The 22,422-nt window shown below is 55.6% G+C and carries 17 protein-coding genes; 13 read left to right on the top strand and 4 right to left on the bottom strand.

Going from position 1 to position 22,422, the window contains the following annotated elements; all coding sequences use genetic code 11:
- The first annotated feature begins 233 nt into the window (after nt 1-233).
- Nucleotides 234-1,889, top strand: coding sequence for a BBE domain-containing protein (locus AAGR22_RS16390; protein ID WP_345828563.1), 1,656 nt, complete (start codon nt 234-236; stop codon nt 1,887-1,889).
- A gap of 183 nt (nt 1,890-2,072) precedes the next feature.
- Here AAGR22_RS16390 and sseA read toward each other — a convergent pair whose 3' ends face one another.
- Nucleotides 2,073-2,918 (bottom strand): 3-mercaptopyruvate sulfurtransferase, encoded by an 846-nt coding sequence (gene sseA, locus AAGR22_RS16385; protein ID WP_345828562.1) that lies wholly within the window; start codon nt 2,916-2,918, stop codon nt 2,073-2,075.
- Nucleotides 2,919-3,186: 268 nt separating this feature from the next.
- Here sseA and ndk point away from each other — a divergent pair, with 268 nt between their 5' ends.
- The 10 genes from ndk to AAGR22_RS16335 all read left to right on the top strand — a co-directional run bounded on the left by ndk (nt 3,187) and on the right by AAGR22_RS16335 (nt 16,004).
- Nucleotides 3,187-3,618 (top strand): nucleoside-diphosphate kinase, encoded by a 432-nt coding sequence (gene ndk, locus AAGR22_RS16380; protein ID WP_048915172.1) that lies wholly within the window; start codon nt 3,187-3,189, stop codon nt 3,616-3,618.
- A 265-nt stretch (nt 3,619-3,883) separates the two neighbouring features.
- A complete protein-coding gene (locus tag AAGR22_RS16375) occupies nt 3,884-5,053 on the top strand; it encodes a bifunctional tRNA (adenosine(37)-C2)-methyltransferase TrmG/ribosomal RNA large subunit methyltransferase RlmN (protein ID WP_067707989.1) in 1,170 nt (389 codons plus the stop codon).
- A gap of 83 nt (nt 5,054-5,136) precedes the next feature.
- The gene (gene pilW, locus AAGR22_RS16370; RefSeq protein ID WP_345828560.1) at nt 5,137-5,868 is read left to right on the top strand and encodes a type IV pilus biogenesis/stability protein PilW; all 732 of its coding nucleotides are present in this window, start codon (nt 5,137-5,139) and stop codon (nt 5,866-5,868) included.
- Nucleotides 5,858-6,847 (top strand): cytoskeleton protein RodZ, encoded by a 990-nt coding sequence (gene rodZ, locus AAGR22_RS16365; RefSeq protein ID WP_067707997.1) that lies wholly within the window; start codon nt 5,858-5,860, stop codon nt 6,845-6,847. Before pilW ends, rodZ begins: the two co-directional genes overlap by 11 nt.
- 38 nt (nt 6,848-6,885) lie before the next feature.
- Nucleotides 6,886-8,007 carry a flavodoxin-dependent (E)-4-hydroxy-3-methylbut-2-enyl-diphosphate synthase gene (gene ispG / locus AAGR22_RS16360; protein ID WP_067708000.1) on the top strand — a complete coding sequence of 374 codons (1,122 nt, stop codon included), beginning with the start codon at nt 6,886-6,888 and terminating at the stop codon, nt 8,005-8,007.
- Between the two features lie 97 nt (nt 8,008-8,104).
- Nucleotides 8,105-9,379 carry a histidine--tRNA ligase gene (hisS, locus tag AAGR22_RS16355; RefSeq protein WP_067708005.1) on the top strand — a complete coding sequence of 425 codons (1,275 nt, stop codon included), beginning with the start codon at nt 8,105-8,107 and terminating at the stop codon, nt 9,377-9,379.
- A gap of 31 nt (nt 9,380-9,410) precedes the next feature.
- The gene (locus tag AAGR22_RS16350) at nt 9,411-10,031 is read left to right on the top strand and encodes a YfgM family protein (protein WP_067708008.1); all 621 of its coding nucleotides are present in this window, start codon (nt 9,411-9,413) and stop codon (nt 10,029-10,031) included.
- Nucleotides 10,032-10,076: 45 nt separating this feature from the next.
- Complete coding sequence (bamB, locus tag AAGR22_RS16345; protein ID WP_067708012.1) at nt 10,077-11,258, top strand: outer membrane protein assembly factor BamB; 1,182 nt, start codon at nt 10,077-10,079, stop codon at nt 11,256-11,258.
- Between the two features lie 175 nt (nt 11,259-11,433).
- On the top strand, nt 11,434-12,924 hold the full coding sequence (gene der / locus AAGR22_RS16340) for a ribosome biogenesis GTPase Der (protein WP_067708015.1): 1,491 nt from the start codon (nt 11,434-11,436) through the stop codon (nt 12,922-12,924).
- 647 nt (nt 12,925-13,571) lie between these two features.
- The gene (locus AAGR22_RS16335) at nt 13,572-16,004 is read left to right on the top strand and encodes a glucose/quinate/shikimate family membrane-bound PQQ-dependent dehydrogenase (RefSeq protein ID WP_345828555.1); all 2,433 of its coding nucleotides are present in this window, start codon (nt 13,572-13,574) and stop codon (nt 16,002-16,004) included.
- Between the two features lie 82 nt (nt 16,005-16,086).
- Here AAGR22_RS16335 and AAGR22_RS16330 read toward each other — a convergent pair whose 3' ends face one another.
- The 3 genes from AAGR22_RS16330 to xseA all read right to left on the bottom strand — a co-directional run bounded on the left by AAGR22_RS16330 (nt 16,087) and on the right by xseA (nt 18,920).
- Complete coding sequence (locus tag AAGR22_RS16330; RefSeq protein ID WP_067708022.1) at nt 16,087-16,419, bottom strand: protealysin inhibitor emfourin; 333 nt, start codon at nt 16,417-16,419, stop codon at nt 16,087-16,089.
- Nucleotides 16,416-17,432, bottom strand: coding sequence for a M4 family metallopeptidase (locus AAGR22_RS16325; RefSeq protein ID WP_067708024.1), 1,017 nt, complete (start codon nt 17,430-17,432; stop codon nt 16,416-16,418). The genes AAGR22_RS16330 and AAGR22_RS16325 overlap by 4 nt, the downstream gene beginning before the upstream one ends.
- A gap of 117 nt (nt 17,433-17,549) precedes the next feature.
- Complete coding sequence (gene xseA, locus AAGR22_RS16320) at nt 17,550-18,920, bottom strand: exodeoxyribonuclease VII large subunit (RefSeq protein WP_345828551.1); 1,371 nt, start codon at nt 18,918-18,920, stop codon at nt 17,550-17,552.
- A gap of 171 nt (nt 18,921-19,091) precedes the next feature.
- Here xseA and guaB point away from each other — a divergent pair, with 171 nt between their 5' ends.
- Nucleotides 19,092-20,558, top strand: coding sequence for an IMP dehydrogenase (guaB, locus tag AAGR22_RS16315; RefSeq protein WP_345828550.1), 1,467 nt, complete (start codon nt 19,092-19,094; stop codon nt 20,556-20,558).
- A gap of 156 nt (nt 20,559-20,714) precedes the next feature.
- Nucleotides 20,715-22,295 carry a glutamine-hydrolyzing GMP synthase gene (gene guaA, locus AAGR22_RS16310; protein ID WP_345828548.1) on the top strand — a complete coding sequence of 527 codons (1,581 nt, stop codon included), beginning with the start codon at nt 20,715-20,717 and terminating at the stop codon, nt 22,293-22,295.
- The last annotated feature ends 127 nt before the right edge of the window (nt 22,296-22,422 follow it).

Raw genomic sequence — 22,422 nt, 5'->3', positions numbered from 1 at the left:
TATTTTGACATTTTTTACATGTTAAAATATCAAAAAAAGCAAAGAGAATGAATTAACTCATGACTACTATGGGTGGCATGAGTCACTATTATGCCTCTGGCGTGAATAATTTCCATTAGGGTGGTGTAAGTCGATTAGCACTATTTACCTTCTTCTTTAATTTCCTTCATCCTTATGAATCGGCTACTTTCCTGCATCTTATGACGTTATCCAAACTAAGACGGAGAAATAGAATGAGTAGCTATAACTTGATTGATAAAACCGATACCCGATTCGAAACGTTAAAAAAGGGGTTTAATTTACGCTGGCCCGAGCAGGGCAGTGGGGCAGATTATATTTATGTCTGCAACAACAGTGAAGACGTCCTCTCTGCGGCTAATGCCGCTCTGGCGCGTAATCAGCGGATTACGGTGCGCAGTGGCGGTCACTGCTATGAAGGCTTTGTCAGCAACAAGCTGGCGGCGGATGGGACGACCCCCCTGGCGATAATCGATCTCAGCCTGCTGGTGGGGATGGATTTCAGTGAAAATGCTGATATCAGCTCACCCTGGGATACCAGCGCAAAATACAAGTTTCGTGCGGCAAGTGGTAATCAAAACTGGGACGGCACCGTTAATTTATACAAACTGGCAAACCGCTCTATTCCCGGCGGCTCCTGCTACTCTGTCGGCGCTGGCGGTCATATCAGCGGGGGCGGATATGGGCTGCTCTCCCGCCTGCATGGTCTGACGGTCGACTGGCTGTCGGGCGTGGATATACTGGTACCGGCGGCTGATGGAAAATCGCTCCTGGCAAAGCACGTGAGCCTGAAAAGTACCGGAAGCGATCGCGATCTTTTTATCGCCTGTCGCGGTGCGGGCGGGGGTAACTTCGGAATTATTCTTAACTACTACTTTGCCGAACTGCCTGCTGCACCTGAGCAGGTTTATCTGCTGTCGCTGGCCTGGCCATGGAGTACTTTTAAAGACAAAGCGCACTTTGGTCAGTTCCTGAATAGCTACTGGCAGTGGTTTAACACCCATGATTCAGAATGGAACAGCCAGGATATCACGAAGGCTAACGGTGGACTCTTCTCATTACTGAAGCTCCAGCACCGCTCCACCGGCGACATTCATCTGCTTATTCAGTACACAGGCAATGATGGCCGGGTGGACGGCAGCGGGCAGGAAAAGCCCTTCGCTGACTTCGTGGACACCATGAACAAGGCGGCTGGCGTCGTGCCGGATGTTATTGAGATGGGCATGACGTATGGGGTGGTAAACGCTCAGGCTGAAAGCAAAAGAAAGTTCAAAGACGCGGTCAAGGATGCGCGGCTAATCGACTGGCTGTATGCCACCCAGACGCTCAATGGCTCAGGGGATAACCAGCGTGGCAAATATAAATCTGACCAGCAGATTGGTAATTTTGGCGCAACCGAGATTACCGCATTGTGGGAAGGGCTGAACGGCGCAGACGATCCTCTCCTTAATCAGGCGCTGGTGCAGATCGACTCTTACGGCGGCTGTATTAATACCAATGATGAAACCACCAACCCGACCTCGGTATATCAGCGCAGCTCGTTGTTAAAGGCGCAGTTCCAGGTGTACTGGACCGATAAAGCGAACGATCAATACTGCATTAACTGGATGCAGAAGCTTTATTCCGCCTGTTTTGCCGATCAGGGCGGCAAACCTTACGGTAATGATGGCCGCTATCAGGGGTGCTACATCAACTACCCCGACACGGATATGAAATATACCGCCGCCGACCATGCGAAAGTTGATCCAGAGTGGTTAACACTTTATTACGGGGACAAAGCCGAGAGTCTGGTGAAAACCAAACGGGCAGTGGATCCTAATAATCTCTTCCGCCACGAGATGTCCATTCCCCTGGCGCTACCTGCCAAATAATGCAGTAAAGTCCAGGCTGGCACGGAAGCGGCCAAACTTTTCTACAGGCGAGTCGCATGCTGATTATGGTATGCGGCTCGCTGACAATATTCACTGATGACACCAGTTAAGCTGCCTCTGATAAATGCCATCGGCTATCTGGCCGGGCAACGATGCCATAGCCCGGCGTGAATGGCCCGATGCTTAGCCGAGGGTAATCGGCAAATCATTTCGGCTTCCCCATTCCCCCCAGGAACCATCGTACAGTCGGACATTTTCCACACCCAGGCTGTTCAGCGCGAGGATCACCACCACGGCGGTCACGCCGGAACCACAGCTGGCCACCACGGGTTGGGTCAGGCTGACACCCTGCTGCTGGAAAATCGCTTTAAGCGCCGTCGCGGGCTTGAGTTCGCCGTTTTCCACCAGATCGTTCCACGGCACATTCAGGCTGCCAGGAATGCGTCCTCGCAGCAAACCGGGACGCGGTTCATCCACTTCACCCCGAAACCGGTTTCCCGCCCGCGCATCGATAATCTGTGCGCTCTGCTCATGGCTTACCAGTAGCACGTCCGTTAAACGCACCACGGCATCATCGTCAAAGGCGGCCTCGAATTCGGCCTCAGGCAGATGTACTTCGCCGCTTTGCAGTGGCAAACCGGCTTGCTCCCATTTCTGCAACCCCCCGGCGAGAATCGACACCTGGCCCACGCCAGCCTGTTGCAGCATCCACCAGGCGCGCGGGGCAGAGAATAAATTACCCTCATCGTAAACCACCAGATGTTTATCACTGCTAATGCCCAGTTCGCGCATGGCGACGGCAAAGCTTTCTGCGCGGGGCATCATATGGGGATAAGGGCTGAGCGGGTCCGACAGCGCTTCAATATTGAAGAACGGCGCGTCAGGCAGATGTTTCGCCAGATACTCAGCCTGAATATCGCGCAGCTTCTCCTGGCCCGGGGGCAGCAGACGGGCATCAATGACCTGCACAGCGTCATCGGAGAGGTGTTCTGCCAGCCAGGCGGCGGTAACAAAAAATGAGCGATTCATAGCGGCCTCGCTTAAGGTGATGAGAACAGTGAGTGTCAACGATCCTGGCGGGCATCACAAGATGTAATCCCCCAGGCTTCGCGCTGGCACGCAGAGATCGTACCTGGGACGAAAGCCGTTGAGAAATTGTGGGAATCAGGATCGCATTTTTTTAATAATATGTTGAATCTCCGATAGGCAACGCGAACGATGCCCCCTATAATCGGCGCCATTTTCCAGACCGGGGAACCTTTTCGCCGGCTACACTCGACATCAAACAGGGGTCCATATGACTATTGAACGTACTTTTTCCATCGTAAAGCCGAACGCGGTGGCAAAAAACGTGATTGGTGCCATCTTTAACCGTTTTGAAAGCGCTGGCTTCAAAATCGTTGGCAGCAAAATGCTGCACCTGAGCAAAGAGCAGGCTGAAGGCTTCTACGCTGAGCACCAGGGCAAACCTTTCTTCGACGGCCTGGTTGAGTTCATGACCTCTGGCCCGGTAGTGGTTTCCGTGCTGGAAGGCGAAAATGCCGTACAGCGTCACCGCGATCTGATGGGCGCTACCAACCCGGCTAACGCGCTGGCAGGTACGCTGCGTGCAGATTACGCCGACAGCTTCACTGAGAACGCCACCCACGGTTCAGACTCTGCTGAATCTGCCGCGCGCGAAATCGCTTATTTCTTCGGCGAAAACGAAGTGTGCCCGCGTACCCGCTAATCATTAGCGCAGACTGAGGGCAGGGCGTTTACAATTTATTTTGGCTGCGTCCTTTGACCTTAAGTCGCTCGCGAGTACAATAATGCGCCCCTGGTGAGACTATGCTCATCAGGGGCGTTTCATTTATATCCATCGTTCTGTCGGGCTTGCCATCTGACGCATACGCCGTTAAACGTCAGGCGCGTTGCTATGTCGCGGCCCCGTCCCGAATGGGTATATACTTTTATCCCCTCTGCCATAACGTGTAATAACGAGGCCTGGAATTATGTCTGAACATATTGTGAGTCCGTCGTCCGACGTCCCCGTCATCGCCGCCGCCAAAAAAGAAAAAATTAACCTGCTCGATCTTAATCGCCAGCAAATGCGCGAATTCTTCGCCAGCCTGGGTGAGAAACCCTTTCGCGCCGATCAGGTGATGAAGTGGATGTATCACTACTGCTGTGATGATTTCGACGAGATGACCGACATCAACAAGGTTTTTCGCGGCAAGCTGAAAGAGGTGGCTGAGATCCGTGCCCCGGAAGTGGCAGAAGAGCAGCGCTCATCGGATGGCACCATCAAGTGGGCGATTACCGTGGGGGGACAGCAGGTCGAAACCGTCTACATCCCCGAAAAGGATCGCGCCACGCTCTGCGTCTCTTCACAGGTTGGCTGCGCGCTGGAGTGTAAATTCTGCTCGACGGCTCAGCAGGGCTTTAACCGCAACCTCCGCGTATCTGAAATTATCGGTCAGGTCTGGCGCGCGGCCAAAATTATCGGCGCCTCGAAAGTGACCGGCCAGCGTCCTATTACCAATGTGGTAATGATGGGGATGGGCGAACCGCTGCTGAACCTGAATAACGTTGTACCGGCCATGGAAATTATGCTGGATGATTTCGGCTTCGGTTTGTCAAAACGTCGCGTCACGCTCTCAACCTCCGGCGTGGTTCCTGCGCTGGACAAGCTGGGTGATATGATCGACGTGGCGCTGGCAATTTCGCTACACGCCCCGAATGACACAATTCGTGACGAAATTGTGCCGATCAACAAAAAGTACAATATCGAGACTTTCTTAGGGGCGGTTAGCCGCTATATCGCGAAATCAAATGCTAATCAGGGCCGCGTGACGATTGAATATGTCATGCTCGATCAGGTCAATGACAGTACCGATAACGCGCATGAGCTGGCCGCACTGCTCAAGAATACGCCGTGCAAAATCAACCTTATTCCCTGGAACCCCTTCCCGGGGGCGCCCTATGGCCGCAGCTCCAACAGCCGGATCGATCGCTTCTCTAAGGTACTGATGGAATATGGGTTTACCACGATCGTGCGTAAAACCCGCGGAGATGATATCGACGCCGCCTGTGGTCAGCTTGCTGGCGAGGTGATTGACCGCACGAAGCGAACGCTGCGTAAAAAAATGGCGGGAGAGGCCATTTCTGTGAAAGCGCTCTGAAACCTGAGGCTTCAGCGACGGGGCTGCTGTTGGACCTGAGGGGATTGGCGTAGGATAGTGCGCTTAACCTCAGGGAGGCCGGGATGGGTAAAGGATTACTGGTATGGCTGATTGCCATACTTATGGCGGGGTGCAGCCCCGCCATGCCGCGCAGCGAACGGGTGCAAACCCGACTACAGTTAGGGCTTGAATATCTGACTCAGGGTGACCTGATCGCTGCACAGCGCAACCTCCGCCAGGCGGCGGCGCTGGCCCCGCAGGACTATCGTACCCAGCTGGCGCTGGCTCGCTACCAGCAGCGGGTGGGGGATGAGGAAGCCGCTACGGACTTTTATCGTTCGGCACTTGCTCTGGCTCCAGAAAACCGTGATGTAATCAATAATTACGGTGCGTTTCTCTGTCGTTTAGGGCAGTATGATGCGGCTCAACGTCAGTTCAGCAGGGCCGCAGAATTAACGTCAAACGGCGGACGTGCGGATGCGTTAGAGAATGCCGGTTACTGCTATCTCATTGCGGGAGAGCAGAATAAGGCTGTCGTCGCGCTCACCCGTGCGACAATGCATCATCCGGATAAAGGCCTGGCGTTGCTGGCAGAAGCCGAAAGGCGATTTGGAAAGAGGGAGCTGGTTTCATCCCGGCTCCTGTTAGATGTTTATCAACGCAACTTTACTGCTTCGGCGGAAAGTCTGTGGTTAGAGATTCGCTTCGCCGCGCTGGCGCAGCATCCGGAGGGCGTCAGGCTTGCCGGGGAGCAGCTGGCGCGAAATTTTCCACAATCGATACAGCACCTGCATTTTTTAGCTAATGAATACTGAAGCCAATCAAGACAAAACAGCAGTAAATTCAACAGGCGAGCGCCTCCGCGGGGCCCGTGAAGAGATGGGACTCACTCAGCAGAACGTTGCTGAGCGCCTCTGCCTGAAACTTTCCACCGTCCGGGAGATAGAAGAGGACAAATCGCCGGCCAATCTGGCGTCGACCTTCCTGCGGGGTTACATCCGTTCTTACGCACGTCTGGTGCATGTACCTGAGGAAGAACTGCTGCCGATGATGGCCAAACAGGCCCCCGTCCGCGCGGCGAAAGTGGAACCGATGCAAAGTTTCTCTTTAGGGAAGCGGCGTAAAAAACGCGACGGCTGGCTGATGACCTTCACCTGGCTGGTGTTGTTTGTGGTGGTCGGTTTAACGGGTGCCTGGTGGTGGCAAAACCATAAGGCCGCGCAGGACGATCTGGTGTCAATGGCCGATCAGAACGCGTCTTCTGGCAGCGAAAACGGTCAGTCCATTCCTCTGACCGATAACAGCGCCGACGGCTCGCAGACGGCAGCCAGTGCACCGGTACAGAATGAACCCGCCCAGAACGCTGAACCTGCGCCTCAGGCGGCGCCCGCCGCCGCGCCTGCTGCCACTGCCCCGGCGGACAGTGCACCTGTGACGCAGCAGCCCGCTGCCGCTTCACCCGCACAGCAGGCCGATAATAACGCAGCGGTGAGCGCCAGCGGGCAGATGCCCGTTGCCGCTGCCAGCGTAGACGCTTCCGCTGCTGACCGTAATGCGCTGGTACTGAACTTTCTTAAAGACTGCTGGCTGGAAGTGACCGATGCCTCGGGGAAAAAACTGTTCAGCGGCATGCAGCGCAGCGGTGGTAAACTCAGCCTCAATGGCACTGCTCCCTATCGCCTGAAAATTGGCGCACCGAGCGCAGTCCAGATTCACTATCAGGGCCAGCCGGTCGATTTGAGTCGTTTCATCCGTACCAACCAGGTTGCTCGCCTGTCGGTGGGTGCGCAATAACGCATCCTTCCGGTCGCGAGTGATTGTGGAGAAAAAACATGCATAACGAAGCACCCATCATCCGTCGCAAATCTACGCGCATTTACGTCGGCAAGGTGCCAGTGGGCGACGGTGCACCTATTGCCGTACAGTCCATGACGAATACCCGTACCACCGACGTGGCGGCAACGGTCGGCCAAATTAAAGCGCTTGAGCGTGTTGGCGTCGATATCGTACGCGTTTCCGTACCGACCATGGAGGCCGCAGAGGCTTTCCGTTTGATCAAGCAGCAGGTTAACGTCCCGCTGGTTGCCGATATCCATTTTGATTACCGTATTGCCCTTAAGGTTGCCGAGTACGGCGTTGACTGCCTGCGCATCAATCCGGGCAACATTGGTAACGAAGAGCGTATCCGCCAGGTGGTTGACTGCGCCCGCTACTACAACATTCCGATTCGCATTGGCGTCAACGCCGGGTCGCTGGAAAAGGACCTGCAGGAAAAGTATGGCGAACCTACGCCTCAGGCGCTGCTTGAGTCGGCCATGCGCCATGTCGATCATCTCGATCGCCTCAATTTCGATCAGTTTAAAGTCAGCGTTAAAGCTTCAGATGTGTTCCTCGCCGTAGAATCCTATCGTCTGCTGGCTAAGCAGATCGATCAGCCTCTGCACCTGGGTATCACGGAAGCGGGCGGCGCGCGGGCAGGATCGGTGAAATCAGCGATCGGTCTTGGCCTGCTTCTCTCCGAGGGAATTGGTGACACGCTGCGTATTTCCCTGGCGGCCGACCCGGTGGAAGAGGTGAAGGTTGGGTTCGATATCCTGAAATCCCTGCGTATTCGCGCCAGGGGCATCAACTTTATTGCCTGCCCGACCTGTTCGCGTCAGGAGTTCGACGTGATTGGCACGGTTAACGCGCTCGAGCAGCGGCTGGAAGACATCATTACGCCGATGGACGTGTCAATCATCGGCTGCGTGGTTAACGGCCCCGGTGAGGCGCTGGTCTCCACCCTTGGGGTGACCGGCAGCAATAAAAAAAGCGGCTTTTATGAGGATGGCGTACGTCTTCGTGAGCGCCTGGACAATGACGATATGATCGATCAGCTGGAAGCACGTATCCGTGCAAAAGCAGCGATGATGGATGCGTCCCGTCGAATTGACGTCCAGCAGGTTGAAAAATAATCTGACGGCTGGCGGGTGAGTTACGACTTACCGGCCGGAACTGAACCTGGCGATTAAATTTCGCCAGGGATTCCAGCTAAAGGGTGAGAGAAAAGTAGTGGCAAAAAATATCCAGGCTATTCGCGGCATGAATGATTACCTGCCTGCGGATACCGTTGTATGGCAGCGTATTGAACAGATCCTCAAGCAGGGGCTGTCCAGCTATGGCTACAGCGAAATCCGCCTGCCGATTGTAGAGCAGACCCCGTTATTCAAACGCGCTATCGGTGAAGTCACCGACGTGGTTGAAAAAGAGATGTACACCTTCGATGACCGCAATGGTGAAAGCCTGACGCTGCGTCCGGAAGGCACGGCGGGCTGCGTGCGCGCCGGCATCGAACACGGTCTGCTGTACAATCAGGAACAGCGTCTGTGGTATATCGGTCCGATGTTCCGCTACGAGCGTCCACAGAAGGGGCGCTACCGTCAGTTTTATCAGATTGGTGCCGAAGTCTTTGGCCTGCAGGGCCCGGATATTGATGCCGAACTGATTATGATGACGGCGCGCTGGTGGAAAGCGTTAGGCATTGCCGATCACGTTCGTCTGGAGCTGAACTCCATTGGTTCCCTTGAGGCTCGCGCAAACTATCGCGAGGCGCTGGTGGCCTTCCTCGAGCAGCATAAAGAGGTGCTCGACGAAGACTGCAAGCGTCGCATGTACAGTAACCCGCTCCGCGTGCTGGACAGCAAAAATCCCGACGTGCAGACGCTGCTTAACGACGCGCCAGAACTGGGTGACTATCTGGATGCCGAATCCCGTGAGCACTTTGAAGGGATGCGTAAGCTACTGGATGCAGCGGGTATCGCCTATACCGTTAATCAGCGGCTGGTGCGCGGACTTGATTACTATAATCGCACCGTTTTTGAATGGGTCACCAGTAGCCTTGGCGCGCAGGGGACCGTATGTGCGGGCGGGCGCTATGATGGCCTGGTGGATCAGCTCGGCGGACGCGCAACGCCAGCCGTAGGCTTTGCGATGGGACTGGAGCGTCTGGTACTGTTAGTCCAGGCGGTTAATCCTGAATTTGAACCGACGCGCATTGTCGATGTCTATGTTATCGCTTCGGGCCAGGGCGTGCAGTCTGCCGCGATGCAGCTGGCCGAGCAGCTGCGTGATGCCGACCCGTCACTTAAGCTGATGACCAACTTCGGCGGCGGCAACTTCAAAAAGCAGTTTGCCCGTGCCGATAAGTGGGGCGCGCGCGTCGCGCTGGTGCTGGGTGAAGACGAAGTCGCTAACGGTCAGGTCGTTATTAAAGATTTGCGCAACGGCGAGCAGCAAACGCTGGCGCAGCGTGATGCTGCAGCAACGCTCGCGGTAATGTTGAAATAAGCAGGATCGCGATTAAAAGGAGAAGGTTTGCGTGGAAGTATATAGCAACGAAAATGAACAGATCGACGCGGTAAAACAGTTCTTTGCCCAGAACGGCAAGGCGCTGGTTATCGGAGTGATTATTGGCATCGGTGCGCTGGCAGGCTGGCGCTACTGGAGCAGCCATGAAGATGGCGGCAGCCGTCAGGCCTCGGCGTCTTATCAGCAGGTTTCGACCGCGCTGGATGCCAGCAAGCCTGCAACGCTGGACGCGGCGGCGAAATTTGCCAGCGAAAACAGCAATACCTATGGTGCGCTGGCTTCGCTGGATCTGGCTAAGCGCTATGTGGATGCGAATCAGCTGGATAAAGCCGCCGAGCAGCTCCAGGTCGGGCTGAAAGATACCAACGATGCCAACCTTCAGGCGGTGATGAATATGCGTCTGGCGCGTATTCAGCTGCAGCAGAAGAAGCCGGATGAGGTGTTAAAAACCCTCGACAGCGTGAAGGGTGATGGCTGGACAGCGATTGTCGCCGACGTACGCGGAGAAGCTCTGCTGAGTAAAGGTGATACCCACGGCGCGCGCGATGCCTGGAGTAAAGGCATTGCCTCTGATGCGTCACCGGCGCTGAAAGAGATGCTGCAAATGAAGATGAATAATCTGCCGGGCTAACGTCCGGCGGTTTAAATTGCCTCAAACAGGCTCAAGAGGGATTTCATGGAATTGCGTAAGATACTTCTGCCGGGACTGATCTCAGTCACCTTACTTAGCGGATGTTCATGGTTTAGCGGCGAAGAAGACGTGGTCAAAATGTCGCCGCTGCCAAAAGTAGAAAATCAGTTTACCCCGGAAAAAGTCTGGAGCACGTCGGTCGGTGACGGCGTAGGTGATTTCTACTCCAACCTGCATCCGACCTGGGCAGACAGTACCGTTTATGCGGCCGATCGCTTCGGCATCGTCAAAGCGCTAAACGCGGGTGATGGCAAAGAGCAGTGGAAAGTCGATCTGTCAGAAAAAACCGGCTTTTTCTCTAAAAATCATCCCGCGCTGCTCTCCGGTGGCGTGACCGTCGACGGTGGACACGTCTACGTCGGCAGCGAACGCGCACAGGTTTATGCCTTAAACAGCAGCGACGGCTCCATTGCCTGGCAGGCTAAAGCGGCCGGTGAAGTGCTCTCACGTCCGGTGGTCAGTGATGGCCTGGTGCTGATCCACACCAGCAACGGTATGTTGCAGGGTCTGGACCAGACCAACGGCGCGGTGAAATGGACGGTCAACCTTGACGTGCCAGCCCTGTCGCTGCGCGGTGAGTCAGCACCCGCGACCGCCTTCGGTGCGGCTATTGTGGGCGGTGACAACGGACGCGTCAGCGCGGTGATGATGAATCAGGGCCAGATTATCTGGCAGCAGCGTATTTCCCAGCCGACTGGCGCAACGGAAATTGACCGTCTGTCCGACGTGGATACCACCCCAATCGTCCTGAACGGCGTGGTCTATGCGCTGGCCTATAATGGCAATCTCAGCGCGCTGGATCTCCGCTCCGGCCAGATCCTGTGGAAGCGTGAAATCGGCTCTGTACACGATATGATCGTTGATGCGGGCCGTATCTACCTGGTTGATCAGGACGACCGCGTGGTGGCTCTGAGCACGGAAGGGGGCGTAACGGTCTGGCGTCAAAGCGATCTGCTGCACCGTAACCTGACCTCACCGGTGCTCTTCAACGGTTATATTGTGGTTGGCGACAGCGAAGGCTATCTGCACTGGATCAACACTGACGATGGGCGTTTCGTTGCCCAGCAGAAAGTCGACAGCTCCGGCTTCCAGACCGAGCCAGTAGTCGCCAGCGACAAGCTGTTAATTCAGGCGAAGGGCGGCGAAGTTTACGCGTTTACCCGCTAATACCTTCTTAGATCGTCACTCTGTAACGGCTCCTGATTCGTCAGGGGCCGTTTCGTTTTTCTCTGGGCGTGTTATTCTTGACGCCGTCAGCCTGAGCCCTTGCGGCAGCAACCTTTGTTTGTCGTATAGAATAAGGTGTATGTCAGGCGCTTAATTTTTGTAATGAGGCTTCAATATGGTACCTGTGGTCGCGCTGGTCGGGCGTCCCAATGTGGGAAAATCCACCCTGTTTAACCGTCTCACGCACACGCGAGATGCGCTGGTGGCGGATTTTCCTGGCCTTACGCGTGACCGAAAATACGGTCGTGCCGAGGTCGAAGGGCGGGAGTATATTTGCATTGATACCGGCGGTATTGATGGCAACGAAGAGGGCGTGGAAACGCGCATGGCCGAGCAGTCTCTGTTGGCGATTGAGGAAGCTGACGTGGTGCTGTTTATGGTCGATGCCCGCGCCGGTCTGATGCCTGCCGATCAGGGCATTGCCCAACATCTGCGCTCGCGGCAGAAACCCACCTTTCTGGTGGCCAATAAAACCGACGGCATGGATCCTGATTCCGCCGTGGTTGACTTCTATGCGCTGGGCCTGGGTGAAATTCACCCGATCGCCGCCTCTCACGGACGTGGCGTGACCAGCCTGCTGGAAATGGTCCTCCTGCCGTGGATGGAAGAAGTGGTGCCCCAGGCACCGCTGACCGAGGAAGAAGAGAACGCAGCCTACTGGGCGGCGCTGGAAGCCGAAGAGAGCGATGAGGCGCAGGAAGAGGCTGAGGATGACTTTAACCCTCTCGATCTGCCGATCAAACTGGCCATCGTCGGACGCCCTAACGTGGGCAAATCGACGCTGACGAACCGTATCCTCGGCGAGGAGCGGGTGGTGGTATACGATATGCCGGGCACCACGCGCGACAGTATCTATATTCCCATGGAGCGTGACGGTCGTGAATATATTCTGATCGACACCGCCGGTGTGCGTAAGCGCGGAAAAATTACCGATACCGTTGAGAAATTTTCGGTCATCAAAACGCTTAAAGCCATCGAAGATGCCAACGTAGTGATGTTGATCATTGATGCCCGCGAAGGTATCTCCGATCAGGATCTGTCGCTACTGGGCTTTATCCTTAACAGCGGTCGCTCACTGGTGATTGTGGTTAACAAGTGGGATGGCATGACGCAGGAAGCGCGCGATGAGGTGAAAGATGCGCTGGACCTGCGTCTGGGCTTTATCGACTTCGCCCGCGTGCATTTTATCTCTGCGCTACACGGCAGTGGGGTAGGTAACCTGTTTGAATCCGTTACCGAAGCCTATGATTGTTCAACCCGGCGTGTTAATACGTCAATGCTGACCCGTATTATGAACATGGCCGCTGACGACCATCAGCCGCCGCTGGTTCAGGGCCGTCGCGTTAAGCTGAAATACGCCCACGCTGGTGGCTACAATCCACCGATTGTGGTTATCCACGGTAACCAGGTCAAAGATCTGCCGGATTCGTATAAACGCTATCTGATGAACTATTTCCGCCGCTCGCTGGAGGTGATGGGTACGCCTATCCGTATTCAGTTCAAAGAGGGCGATAATCCGTTTGCCGGTAAACGCAACCTGCTGACGCCAAACCAGCAGCGCAAACGCAAGCGTCTGATGAGTCACCTGAAAAAGAACAAACGTTAAACCTGAAGGGGCCTGATGGCCCCTTTTTTTATCTGCCAGATACAGAATTTTCCTGAGCTTACACTATTCCAAACTCTTCAGAGTGCATAAAGATGCCAGTGCTGGAATAGCCTGACAGATATCATGGTAATAAATAGCTCAACAGGCAGTTTGTAATAAGCCGCCCTGAAAAACATTAGCCTGGCCGCAGCTAATCCTGTAATTATTATAAGGTTAATTAATCGCTTTTCTACCCGCCATGCTCTGGGTTGCCATTCCGCTTGTTGTTTTAACTGAAAAATACCGAAATTATTCTTTAGATAAAATGAATTATTGATTATATGAACTATTATTTCATTGAAATTACTGCTGTTACCAGAGCGGATTTTTGGTCTGTAAGTGTGTTATTTGTTAATTTTATGTTTATAGCTTTATGAACCGCGTGGTACAATTTTTTGGTTAGCTGAGTGACACAGTTCTCCACCAGGGGACGAAAACTGCGGTATTGGTTAGCGAGAAACGGGGCAGACCCGTATCAAATTGTTAATTAAAATAAGCGACTAAAGAATAATGTTCTTTTCTTTCTGGTCCCGCGTCATCGGGTGTGGGTAACAGACAGAGAATGAAGATTGTGCTAAGGCCCTATTTAGTTCAGGAGTATTTTTATCATGTCTCAAACGAACGCCCCGTCATCTAAATGGCTGGGCTTGTGGTGCTTTGTGCTGGGCTTACTGTTCCTTGCAACCGGCCTCTACTTTGTCATTGGTGGTGGGAAACTGGTTTCACTGGGTGGCAGCTGGTATTTCGTGATTGCTGGTATCGTCACCGTTCTCTCTGCTATTCAATTCTTCCGCCGTAAATCCTCTGCCGTTACCCTTTTTGTCCTGGTCTTTATTGGCTCTGCCATCTGGGCCGTGCAGGATGCGGGAATAGATTTCTGGCCGCTGGTGTCACGCCTGATGACGCTGGCGGGCTTCCTGCTGCTGGCGCTGGTTACGCTGCCAGCACTGCGTAAGCGCGAAGGGAAAACGCCAGCGACGAAGCCTGCATGGGCCATCGCCGCGCTGGTGGCTATCGGTATGGTCGCCACCTTCGCGCAGATGTTTCAGCCACACTCTCCCGTTGCTGACGGTAAAGAGCTGCCGCTGGTGCCGGTTAATAAAGCCGCTGAGCAAAAAAACTGGGATAACTACGGTAACACGCCGGGCGGCAGCCGCTTCGTCGCGCTGGATCAGATTACCCGCGATAACGTAAAAGATCTGAAGGTGGCCTGGACTTATCACACCGGTGATATCCCTGAAAGCCCTACGGGCAACGGCGCAGAAGATCAGCAGACGCCGCTACAGATTGGCGATGTGCTCTATCTCTGTACCCCGCATAACAACGTTATCGCCGTTAATGCCGATACCGGTAAAGAGATCTGGAAGCGCGTCGTTAACGCTCAGGCGGAAGTCTGGAACCGCTGCCGTGGTCTGGCTTACTTTGATGCAACCAAGCCGCTGACTCAGCCTACCGTTCCTGGCTCTACGCCGGTTCCTCAGCCTGCACTGGCAGCAGGTGATACCTGCCAGCGTCGTCTGCTGATGAACACCATTGATGCGCGCCTGATTGCTATCAACGCCGATAACGGTGAGTTCTGCCAGAACTTTGGCGACCACGGCGTGGTCAATCTGAAAGATGGCCTGGGCCAGGCTGAAGATCCTAAATATCAGCTGACCTCTGCGCCAACGCTTGCAGGCACCACCGTGGTGGTGGGCGGTCGCGTAGCGGATAACGTCCAGACCGATATGCCTGGCGGCGTGATTCGCGGTTTCGATGTGATCACCGGCGCGATGCGCTGGGCGTTCGATCCGGGTAAAGATGACCCAACGGCTAAGCTGAAGCCCGGCGAAACCTACGTGCGCAGTACGCCGAACTCATGGGGCCCGATGTCCTACGATCCCGGCATGAACACCGTATTTATGCCTATGGGCAGCTCGTCCGTTGACCTGTGGGGCGCAACCCGTACCGCGCTTAACCACAAATATGGCGCCTCGATTCTGGCCGTTGATGCAACCACCGGTAAAGAGAAATGGGTTTATCAGACCGTACATAACGATCTGTGGGACTTCGACTTACCGATGCAGCCAAGCCTTATCGACTTCCCGGAAAAAGATGGCACTACTAAACCCGCCGTGGTTATTGGGACCAAAGCAGGTCAGATCTACGTGCTGGATCGCCTGACCGGTAAGCCGCTGACCGAAGTGAAGGAGTTCCCGGTTAAGAAAGGGAACATTCCGAACGAGCAGTATACTGCCACCCAGCCTAAGTCCGTCGGGATGCCGCAGATCGGTGCCGAAACGCTGACCGAATCTGATATGTGGGGTGCCACGCCATTCGACCAGCTGGCCTGCCGCATTGGCTTTAAATCAATGCGCTATGATGGCCTGTATACCGTACCCGGTACCGATAAAGCGCTTAGCTTCCCGGGCTCGCTGGGCGGCATGAACTGGGGTAGCCTCTCTACCGACCCTAATAACCATCTCATCTTTGTGAATGATATGCGTCTGGGTCTGTGGGTGCAAATGATCCCAGCCAACACCGCGGCGATTTCACGTGGTAGCAACGGCGGTGAAGCGATCAACACCGGTATGGGAGCGGTACCGCTTAAAGGCACGCCTTACGCGGTAAATAAAAATCGCTTTATGTCTCCGCTGGGCATTCCCTGCCAGAAGCCACCGTTTGGTACGCTTTCTGCGGTCGACCTGAAGACGCGTAAAGTGGTCTGGCAGGTACCGGTTGGAACGGTACAGGATACCGGTCCATTCGGCATCAAAATGCACGTGAAGATGCCGGTGGGTATGCCAACGCTGGGCGGTACGCTGGCGACGCAGGGTGGGCTGGTGTTTATCGCTGGCACACAGGATTACTATCTGCGCGCATTCGATACTGCCACCGGTAAAGAAGTGTGGAAAGCACGCCTGCCGGTTGGTAGCCAGGGCGGCCCAATCAGCTACAAATCGCCTAAAACCGGAAAACAGTACATCCTGATTTCTGCTGGCGGTGCGCGTCAGTCCCCGGATCGGGGTGACTACGTGATTGCCTACGCACTGGATAAATAACGCGTGGGGGAGTGATTCCCCGTAACCCATAATAAAAAGCCCCCGCCAGCGATGGCGGGGGCTTTTTTATGCCTCAGAAAGGCTACTGGCCGTGCTGCCAGAGCTGAACCAGCGCGGGAGGCGCCAGATCTTCCGGGATTTGCAGGACAATATTGCCAATCCGCTGGGGGGTGGCATAGCTAATCTCGATACGATAATAACGCTGGTCACCGCGTCCGGCAGTACTCTGCTCTCCGGGCGGGGTACCCAACGCCAGTGCCTGGCGAAGCACACTGCACACGTGTTGTTTTTGCGCGCCATCAAGCTGAGCAAGCGTAATGCGCCTCGGCTCTGCCAGCCGGGGAATAAAAGCAAAACCGCCTTCGCGCGCAACATCAATTACGGCGTCGTCGCTCAGCTCGGGGAGGGAACTCATGGCAGTACGCCGACCTGTTTCCAGGCGGTCTCGATGGCCTGACCTACCGACTGGTCAAAACGTTTTTTACCGTGCTGGATGGTCAGCTTTGCAAAGGTTTTGAAATCGGCATTTTGTGGCAGACTTTTGTCACACACGGTATCGTACCAGGCCCAGCCCGCGCGTTCCCAGGCGTGGCCGCCCAGCGCCTTAGCCGCCAGATAGAATGCCCGGTTAGGGATACCGGAGTTAAGATGGACGCCGCCGTTATCATCGCGGGTCTGGACGTAATCTTTCATATTGGCAGGCTGCGGATCTTTACCCAGCAGCGGATCGTCATAGGCGGTCCCTGGTTCGGACATCGACCGCAGACCCTTACCTTTAATGCCTTTTGCCAGCAGTCCTTCACCGATGATCCAGTCGGCGCTATCGGCAGTTTGTTTAAGGTGGAACTGTTTCACCAGTGAGCCAAACACATCGGAAAGGGACTCGTTCAGCGCGCCAGCCTGCTGGAAATAGATCAGTCCGGCTTCAGTTTCCGTCACCCCGTGAGAGAGTTCATGACCCACGACGTCAATCGCGATGGTGAAGCGATTAAAGATTTGGCCGTCGCCATCGCCAAAGACCATTTGCTGTCCGTTCCAGAAAGCGTTTTGGTAATTTTTGCCGTAGTGAACGGTTCCCTTCAGCACCAGCCCGTTGTTATCGAGAGAGTTACGCTGGTAGGCCTGCCAGAAAAAATCGTAGGTGACGCCAAGATAATCATAGGCTTCGGTCGTGGCGACATCGCCGGTAGCCGCGGCCCCTTCGCTACGCACCAGCTTGCCGGGCAGCGTCTCTTTCTGCTGCGCGTCGTAGATTTCTCGCTGAACTTTGCCTGCCGCTGCGGTTTTCGCACCCTGAGGTTTGATCCACTCTTCGGCCATCAGGGCCTGAACGTGGACCAGGGTTTGCCTGGCACAGTGCTGCTGAGCATCGGAACCGTTATCAATGATTTTGCGCAAAATATAGGGAGGAATGACGCCGTAATGCATTCGGAACTCCTTAATCGACAGTAGGTGTCAAAAAAGTATAGTTAACGAATCATAAGTATGCTTAAACTTTCCAGAAGTGAATGGCACTGTCTGCTAACCCTGTGCAGACAGTACCGTTCAGCCTTTAGGCTTACGCCGTGCTTTAAGTGGGGTAATGGCGGTCACTTCGCTTTCAACCCAGCCGTCGTCCAGCCGGGTCTTCAGCCTGTCACCCTGATGAACCTGACGGGTTTTTCTCACCACCTGGCCTTCTGCGGAGGTGGTTACGCTGAAGCCACGCGCCAGCGTCGCCAGCGGACTGACGCCTTCCAGCTGGGCGGCCAGCGTGGAAAACCGCTGTTTACTGCCGTTCATCTGCTGCTGCATCGCCTGCTGCAGGCGATACTGCCACTGCTGAACCTGCTGCTGCGCACGATAAATTCGCTTTTGCGGCTGGAAAGCGCTCAGGCGCTGTAGCGCGCCTTCCTGCTTACGTCGCGCCTGACGCAGGCTGAGCTGCATGGCATCATCCAGACGGCGCTGAAGCCGCATCAGCCCGGTCTGCTGGCGAGCCAGACGTAGCTGAGGGTGTTGCTGTTGCAGACGATGATGCAGACGGGTAAAGGTGCGGTTCTGCTGGGCCAGGTAGTAGTCCATCGCCATCTCAAGGCGCTGCTGCTGATTTTGCAGCTGGCGCAGCAGTTCCAGCTGATTACGGCTCACCAGCTCGGCCGCCGCCGACGGCGTGGGCGCGCGCAGATCGGCTACAAAATCGGCGATGGTTACGTCGGTCTCGTGGCCGACCGCGCTGACAATGGGAATGCGGCTGGCAAAAATAGCGCGCGCCACCCGCTCATCGTTAAAGCTCCAGAGATCTTCAAGCGACCCGCCGCCGCGGCCGACAATCAGCACGTCACACTCCGCGCGCGCGTTAGCCACTTCGATGGCGCGCACGATGCGGGCGGGCGCGTCTGCGCCCTGAACCGGCGTGGGGTAGATAACCACCGGCAGTGACGGATCGCGTCGGTGAAGCACTCTCAGCACGTCATGCAGGGCGGCACCGGTCGCAGAAGTAATCACGCCCACCTGGCGGGCCGGGTCGGGCAGCGGCTGCTTAGCCTGCTGATCAAAGAGTCCCTCGCCCAGCAGCCGCTGGCGGAGCTGCTCAAACTGCTGCTGTAGTAAACCGTCACCCGCGGGCTGCATGCTCTCCGCAATCAGCTGATAGTCACCGCGAGGTTCATAGAGCGTAATGGTTGCCCGTACCAGCACCTGCTGACCGTTTTGCGGTCGGAAAGTCATGCGGCGGTTGCTGTTGCGGAACATAGCGCAGCGCACCTGGGCACCATCATCCTTCAGGGTGAAATACCAGTGACCCGAAGAGGGCTGGGAGAAATTGGAGATCTCGGCGCTCAGCCAGACCTGGCCCATTTCCATCTCCAGCAGCTTACGCACCGTGGTATTAAGACGGCTGACGGTAAATATATTGGCGGTTGGCGGTAGCGACATGTGATGAAGATCAAACTTTAAATCAGAGGGTTAATCAACCGATACTACATGGCTCATTGAGGGGATCAAGGTTTTTTCGTAAATAATGCTGGAGGCAATCGATTACGGCCTGTATAATGCCGCGGCAATATTTTAAATTGTTCTCACGCACCCTGAGGTTGAGATATTGCCATGCTAAGAATCGCTAAAGAAGCCCTGACATTTGACGACGTCCTGCTCGTTCCCGCTCATTCGACTGTATTACCTAACACGGCCGACCTCAGCACCCAGCTCACTAAAACCATTCGCCTGAACATCCCCATGCTCTCCGCTGCTATGGATACCGTTACCGAAGCGGGTCTGGCCATTGCGCTGGCGCAGGAGGGGGGACTGGGCTTTATTCACAAGAATATGCCTATCGAACGCCAGGCAGAAGAAGTCCGTAAGGTGAAGAAGCACGAAAGCGGCGTAGTTACCGACCCGCAAACCGTGCTGCCGACGACCGCGCTGAGCGAGGTGAAAGCACTCACCCAGCGTAACGGCTTTGCGGGTTACCCGGTGGTAAACGATGATAACGAGCTGGTGGGGATCATCACCGGTCGTGACGTGCGGTTTGTCACCGACTTAAGCAAGCCGGTATCGGCGGTGATGACGCCGAAAGAGCGTCTGGTGACCGTGCGCGAAGGCGAATCCCGCGAAGTTGTTCTGCATAAAATGCATGAAAAACGCGTTGAAAAAGCGCTGGTGGTGGATGATAGCTTCCATCTGCTGGGGATGATCACCGTCAAGGACTTCCAGAAAGCCGAGCGTAAGCCTAACGCCTGTAAAGACGAACATGGCCGTCTGCGCGTGGGTGCCGCCGTTGGCGCCGGTGCCGGTAACGAAGAGCGCGTGGACGCGCTGGTCGCGGCAGGTGTGGATGTGCTGCTGATTGACTCTTCACACGGCCACTCCGAAGGCGTACTTCAGCGTATTCGCGAAACGCGCGCCAAATACCCCGATCTGCAAATCGTGGGCGGTAACGTGGCGACCGGTGCTGGCGCGCTGGCGCTGGTAGAAGCGGGCGTGAGCGCGGTGAAAGTCGGCATCGGCCCTGGCTCAATCTGTACCACGCGTATTGTGACTGGCGTGGGCGTACCGCAGATCACCGCCGTGTCTGACGCGGTAGAGGCACTGGAAGGAACCGGGATCCCGGTTATTGCTGACGGCGGTATCCGCTTCTCCGGCGATATTGCGAAAGCGATTGCCGCGGGCGCCTCGGCGGTGATGGTCGGTTCGATGCTGGCCGGGACCGATGAGTCACCGGGCGAGATCGAGCTTTATCAGGGACGCTCTTTCAAATCCTATCGCGGCATGGGTTCACTGGGCGCGATGTCCAAAGGCTCGTCGGATCGCTATTTCCAGACCGATAACGCCGCGGATAAGCTGGTGCCGGAAGGGATTGAAGGCCGCGTGGCCTATAAGGGCCTGCTGAAAGAGATCGTTCACCAGCAGATGGGCGGCCTGCGTTCCTGTATGGGCCTGACCGGCTGTGCTACTATCGACGAACTGCGTACTAAAGCGGAGTTTGTTCGCATCAGCGGCGCCGGGATCTCGGAAAGCCACGTGCACGATGTGACCATCACTAAAGAGTCTCCGAACTACCGCATGGGCTCCTGATATGGCTGCGGCGAACGGCTCAGCGTGCTGCCGTTCGCCGTCCGCATTGCTTATTGATCATCTGTCCACGGCGCGACGAGTAAAACCCCTGGTTGTCACCTGCCGTACAGAACCGATCGATTTTTATATTCATTTCTTTGCCGGAAAACGCCTTAAATGACGACGGAAAATATTCATAAACATCGCATACTGATCCTCGATTTCGGTTCTCAATATACGCAGCTGGTTGCGCGCCGCGTGCGTGAGCTGGGCGTTTACTGTGAGCTCTGGGCCTGGGACGTTACCGAAGAGCAGATCCGCCAGTTCAACCCGAACGGCATCATTCTTTCCGGTAGCCCGGAAAGCACCACCGAACATGGCAGCCCGCGTGCGCCAGAATATGTGTTCACCGCCGGCGTTCCGGTACTGGGCGTGTGCTACGGCATGCAGACCATGGCGCTCCAGCTGGGCGGCAAGGTAGAAGGGTCAAGCGAGCGTGAATTCGGTTATGCGCAGGTAGAACTGGCGGTGGAAAGCGCGCTAACCCGCGATATCGAAGACTCGCTCAGCGAGGCGGGTAAACCTCTGCTGGACGTCTGGATGAGCCACGGCGACAAGGTTACCGCCATCCCGTCAGACTTCGTCACCGTTGCCAGCACCGAGACCTGCCCGTTTGCCATTATGGCTAACGAAGAGAAGCGTATGTACGGCGTGCAGTTCCACCCGGAAGTGACCCACACGCGCCAGGGGCTGCGCCTGCTGGAGCGTTTCGTACGCGATATCTGCCAGTGCGAAATGCTGTGGACGCCGGCAAAAATCATCGAGGATACCGTCGATCGCCTGCGTGAGCAGGTCGGCAATGACAAGGTGATCCTTGGCCTGTCCGGCGGGGTGGATTCATCGGTTACCGCCATGCTGCTGCATCGCGCCATCGGCGATCGTCTGACCTGCGTGTTTGTCGATAATGGCCTGCTGCGCCTTAACGAAGCCGAACAGGTTATGGATATGTTTGGCGACCATTTCGGCCTGAACATTGTTCACGTTCCAGCCGAGGCACGTTTTCTGGACGCGCTGGCGGGCATTGACGAACCGGAAGCGAAACGCAAGACCATTGGTCGCGTGTTTGTGGAAGTGTTCGACGAGCAGGCAACCCGCCTGACCGAGGTGAAATGGCTGGCGCAGGGCACCATCTATCCGGATGTGATTGAATCGGCCGCTTCCGCGACGGGTAAAGCCCACGTGATCAAGTCGCACCACAACGTCGGTGGCCTGCCGAAAGAGATGAAGCTGGGCCTGGTTGAGCCGCTGAAAGAGCTGTTTAAAGATGAAGTGCGCAAAATCGGCCTGGAGCTGGGCCTGCCGTACAACATGCTCTACCGTCATCCGTTCCCGGGGCCGGGTCTGGGCGTGCGCGTATTGGGCGAAGTAAAGAAAGAGTACTGCGATCTGCTGCGTCGTGCAGATGCCATTTTTATTGAAGAGCTGCATAAAGCCGACCTGTACAACAAGGTTAGCCAGGCTTTTACCGTGTTCCTGCCGGTACGTTCCGTCGGCGTCATGGGCGACGGTCGTAAATACGACTGGGTCGTTTCCCTGCGCGCGGTGGAAACCATCGACTTTATGACCGCCCACTGGGCGCATCTGCCTTACGAGTTCCTGGGTCGCGTTTCTAACCGCATCATCAACGAAATCGACGGTATCTCCCGCGTCGTTTACGATATCTCCGGTAAGCCGCCGGCGACGATTGAGTGGGAATGATTTAGCGTCTGGCAACAGCCTGCACGTATATGCAGTAAAACATCTCTAAGCCCGCGTCACTGTGGGCTTTTTTGTTTTTATGCCGCAGGGTGAATGAGCCGCCATCAGAAAGCGATCTTAGCGTCCG

The organism is Erwinia sp. HDF1-3R (assembly GCF_039621855.1).
Classification (GTDB): Bacteria; Pseudomonadota; Gammaproteobacteria; order Enterobacterales; family Enterobacteriaceae; genus Erwinia.
The sequence above is the reverse complement of the archived record's forward strand: the minus strand, read 5'-3'. Positions and strand labels throughout refer to the sequence as shown.

Bases quoted from the DNA above. Each gene is read 5' to 3' on its own strand.
- AAGR22_RS16390 (WP_345828563.1), top strand. From the start codon at position 234: ATGAGTAGCTATAACTTGATTGATAAAACCGATACCCGATTCGAAACG.
- sseA (WP_345828562.1), bottom strand. From the start codon at position 2,918: ATGAATCGCTCATTTTTTGTTACCGCCGCCTGGCTGGCAGAACACCTC.
- ndk (WP_048915172.1), top strand. From the start codon at position 3,187: ATGACTATTGAACGTACTTTTTCCATCGTAAAGCCGAACGCGGTGGCA.
- AAGR22_RS16375 (WP_067707989.1), top strand. From the start codon at position 3,884: ATGTCTGAACATATTGTGAGTCCGTCGTCCGACGTCCCCGTCATCGCC.
- pilW (WP_345828560.1), top strand. From the start codon at position 5,137: ATGGGTAAAGGATTACTGGTATGGCTGATTGCCATACTTATGGCGGGG.
- rodZ (WP_067707997.1), top strand. From the start codon at position 5,858: ATGAATACTGAAGCCAATCAAGACAAAACAGCAGTAAATTCAACAGGC.
- ispG (WP_067708000.1), top strand. From the start codon at position 6,886: ATGCATAACGAAGCACCCATCATCCGTCGCAAATCTACGCGCATTTAC.
- bamB (WP_067708012.1), top strand. From the start codon at position 10,077: ATGGAATTGCGTAAGATACTTCTGCCGGGACTGATCTCAGTCACCTTA.
- der (WP_067708015.1), top strand. From the start codon at position 11,434: ATGGTACCTGTGGTCGCGCTGGTCGGGCGTCCCAATGTGGGAAAATCC.
- AAGR22_RS16335 (WP_345828555.1), top strand. From the start codon at position 13,572: ATGTCTCAAACGAACGCCCCGTCATCTAAATGGCTGGGCTTGTGGTGC.
- AAGR22_RS16330 (WP_067708022.1), bottom strand. From the start codon at position 16,419: ATGAGTTCCCTCCCCGAGCTGAGCGACGACGCCGTAATTGATGTTGCG.
- AAGR22_RS16325 (WP_067708024.1), bottom strand. From the start codon at position 17,432: ATGCATTACGGCGTCATTCCTCCCTATATTTTGCGCAAAATCATTGAT.
- xseA (WP_345828551.1), bottom strand. From the start codon at position 18,920: ATGTCGCTACCGCCAACCGCCAATATATTTACCGTCAGCCGTCTTAAT.
- guaB (WP_345828550.1), top strand. From the start codon at position 19,092: ATGCTAAGAATCGCTAAAGAAGCCCTGACATTTGACGACGTCCTGCTC.
- guaA (WP_345828548.1), top strand. From the start codon at position 20,715: ATGACGACGGAAAATATTCATAAACATCGCATACTGATCCTCGATTTC.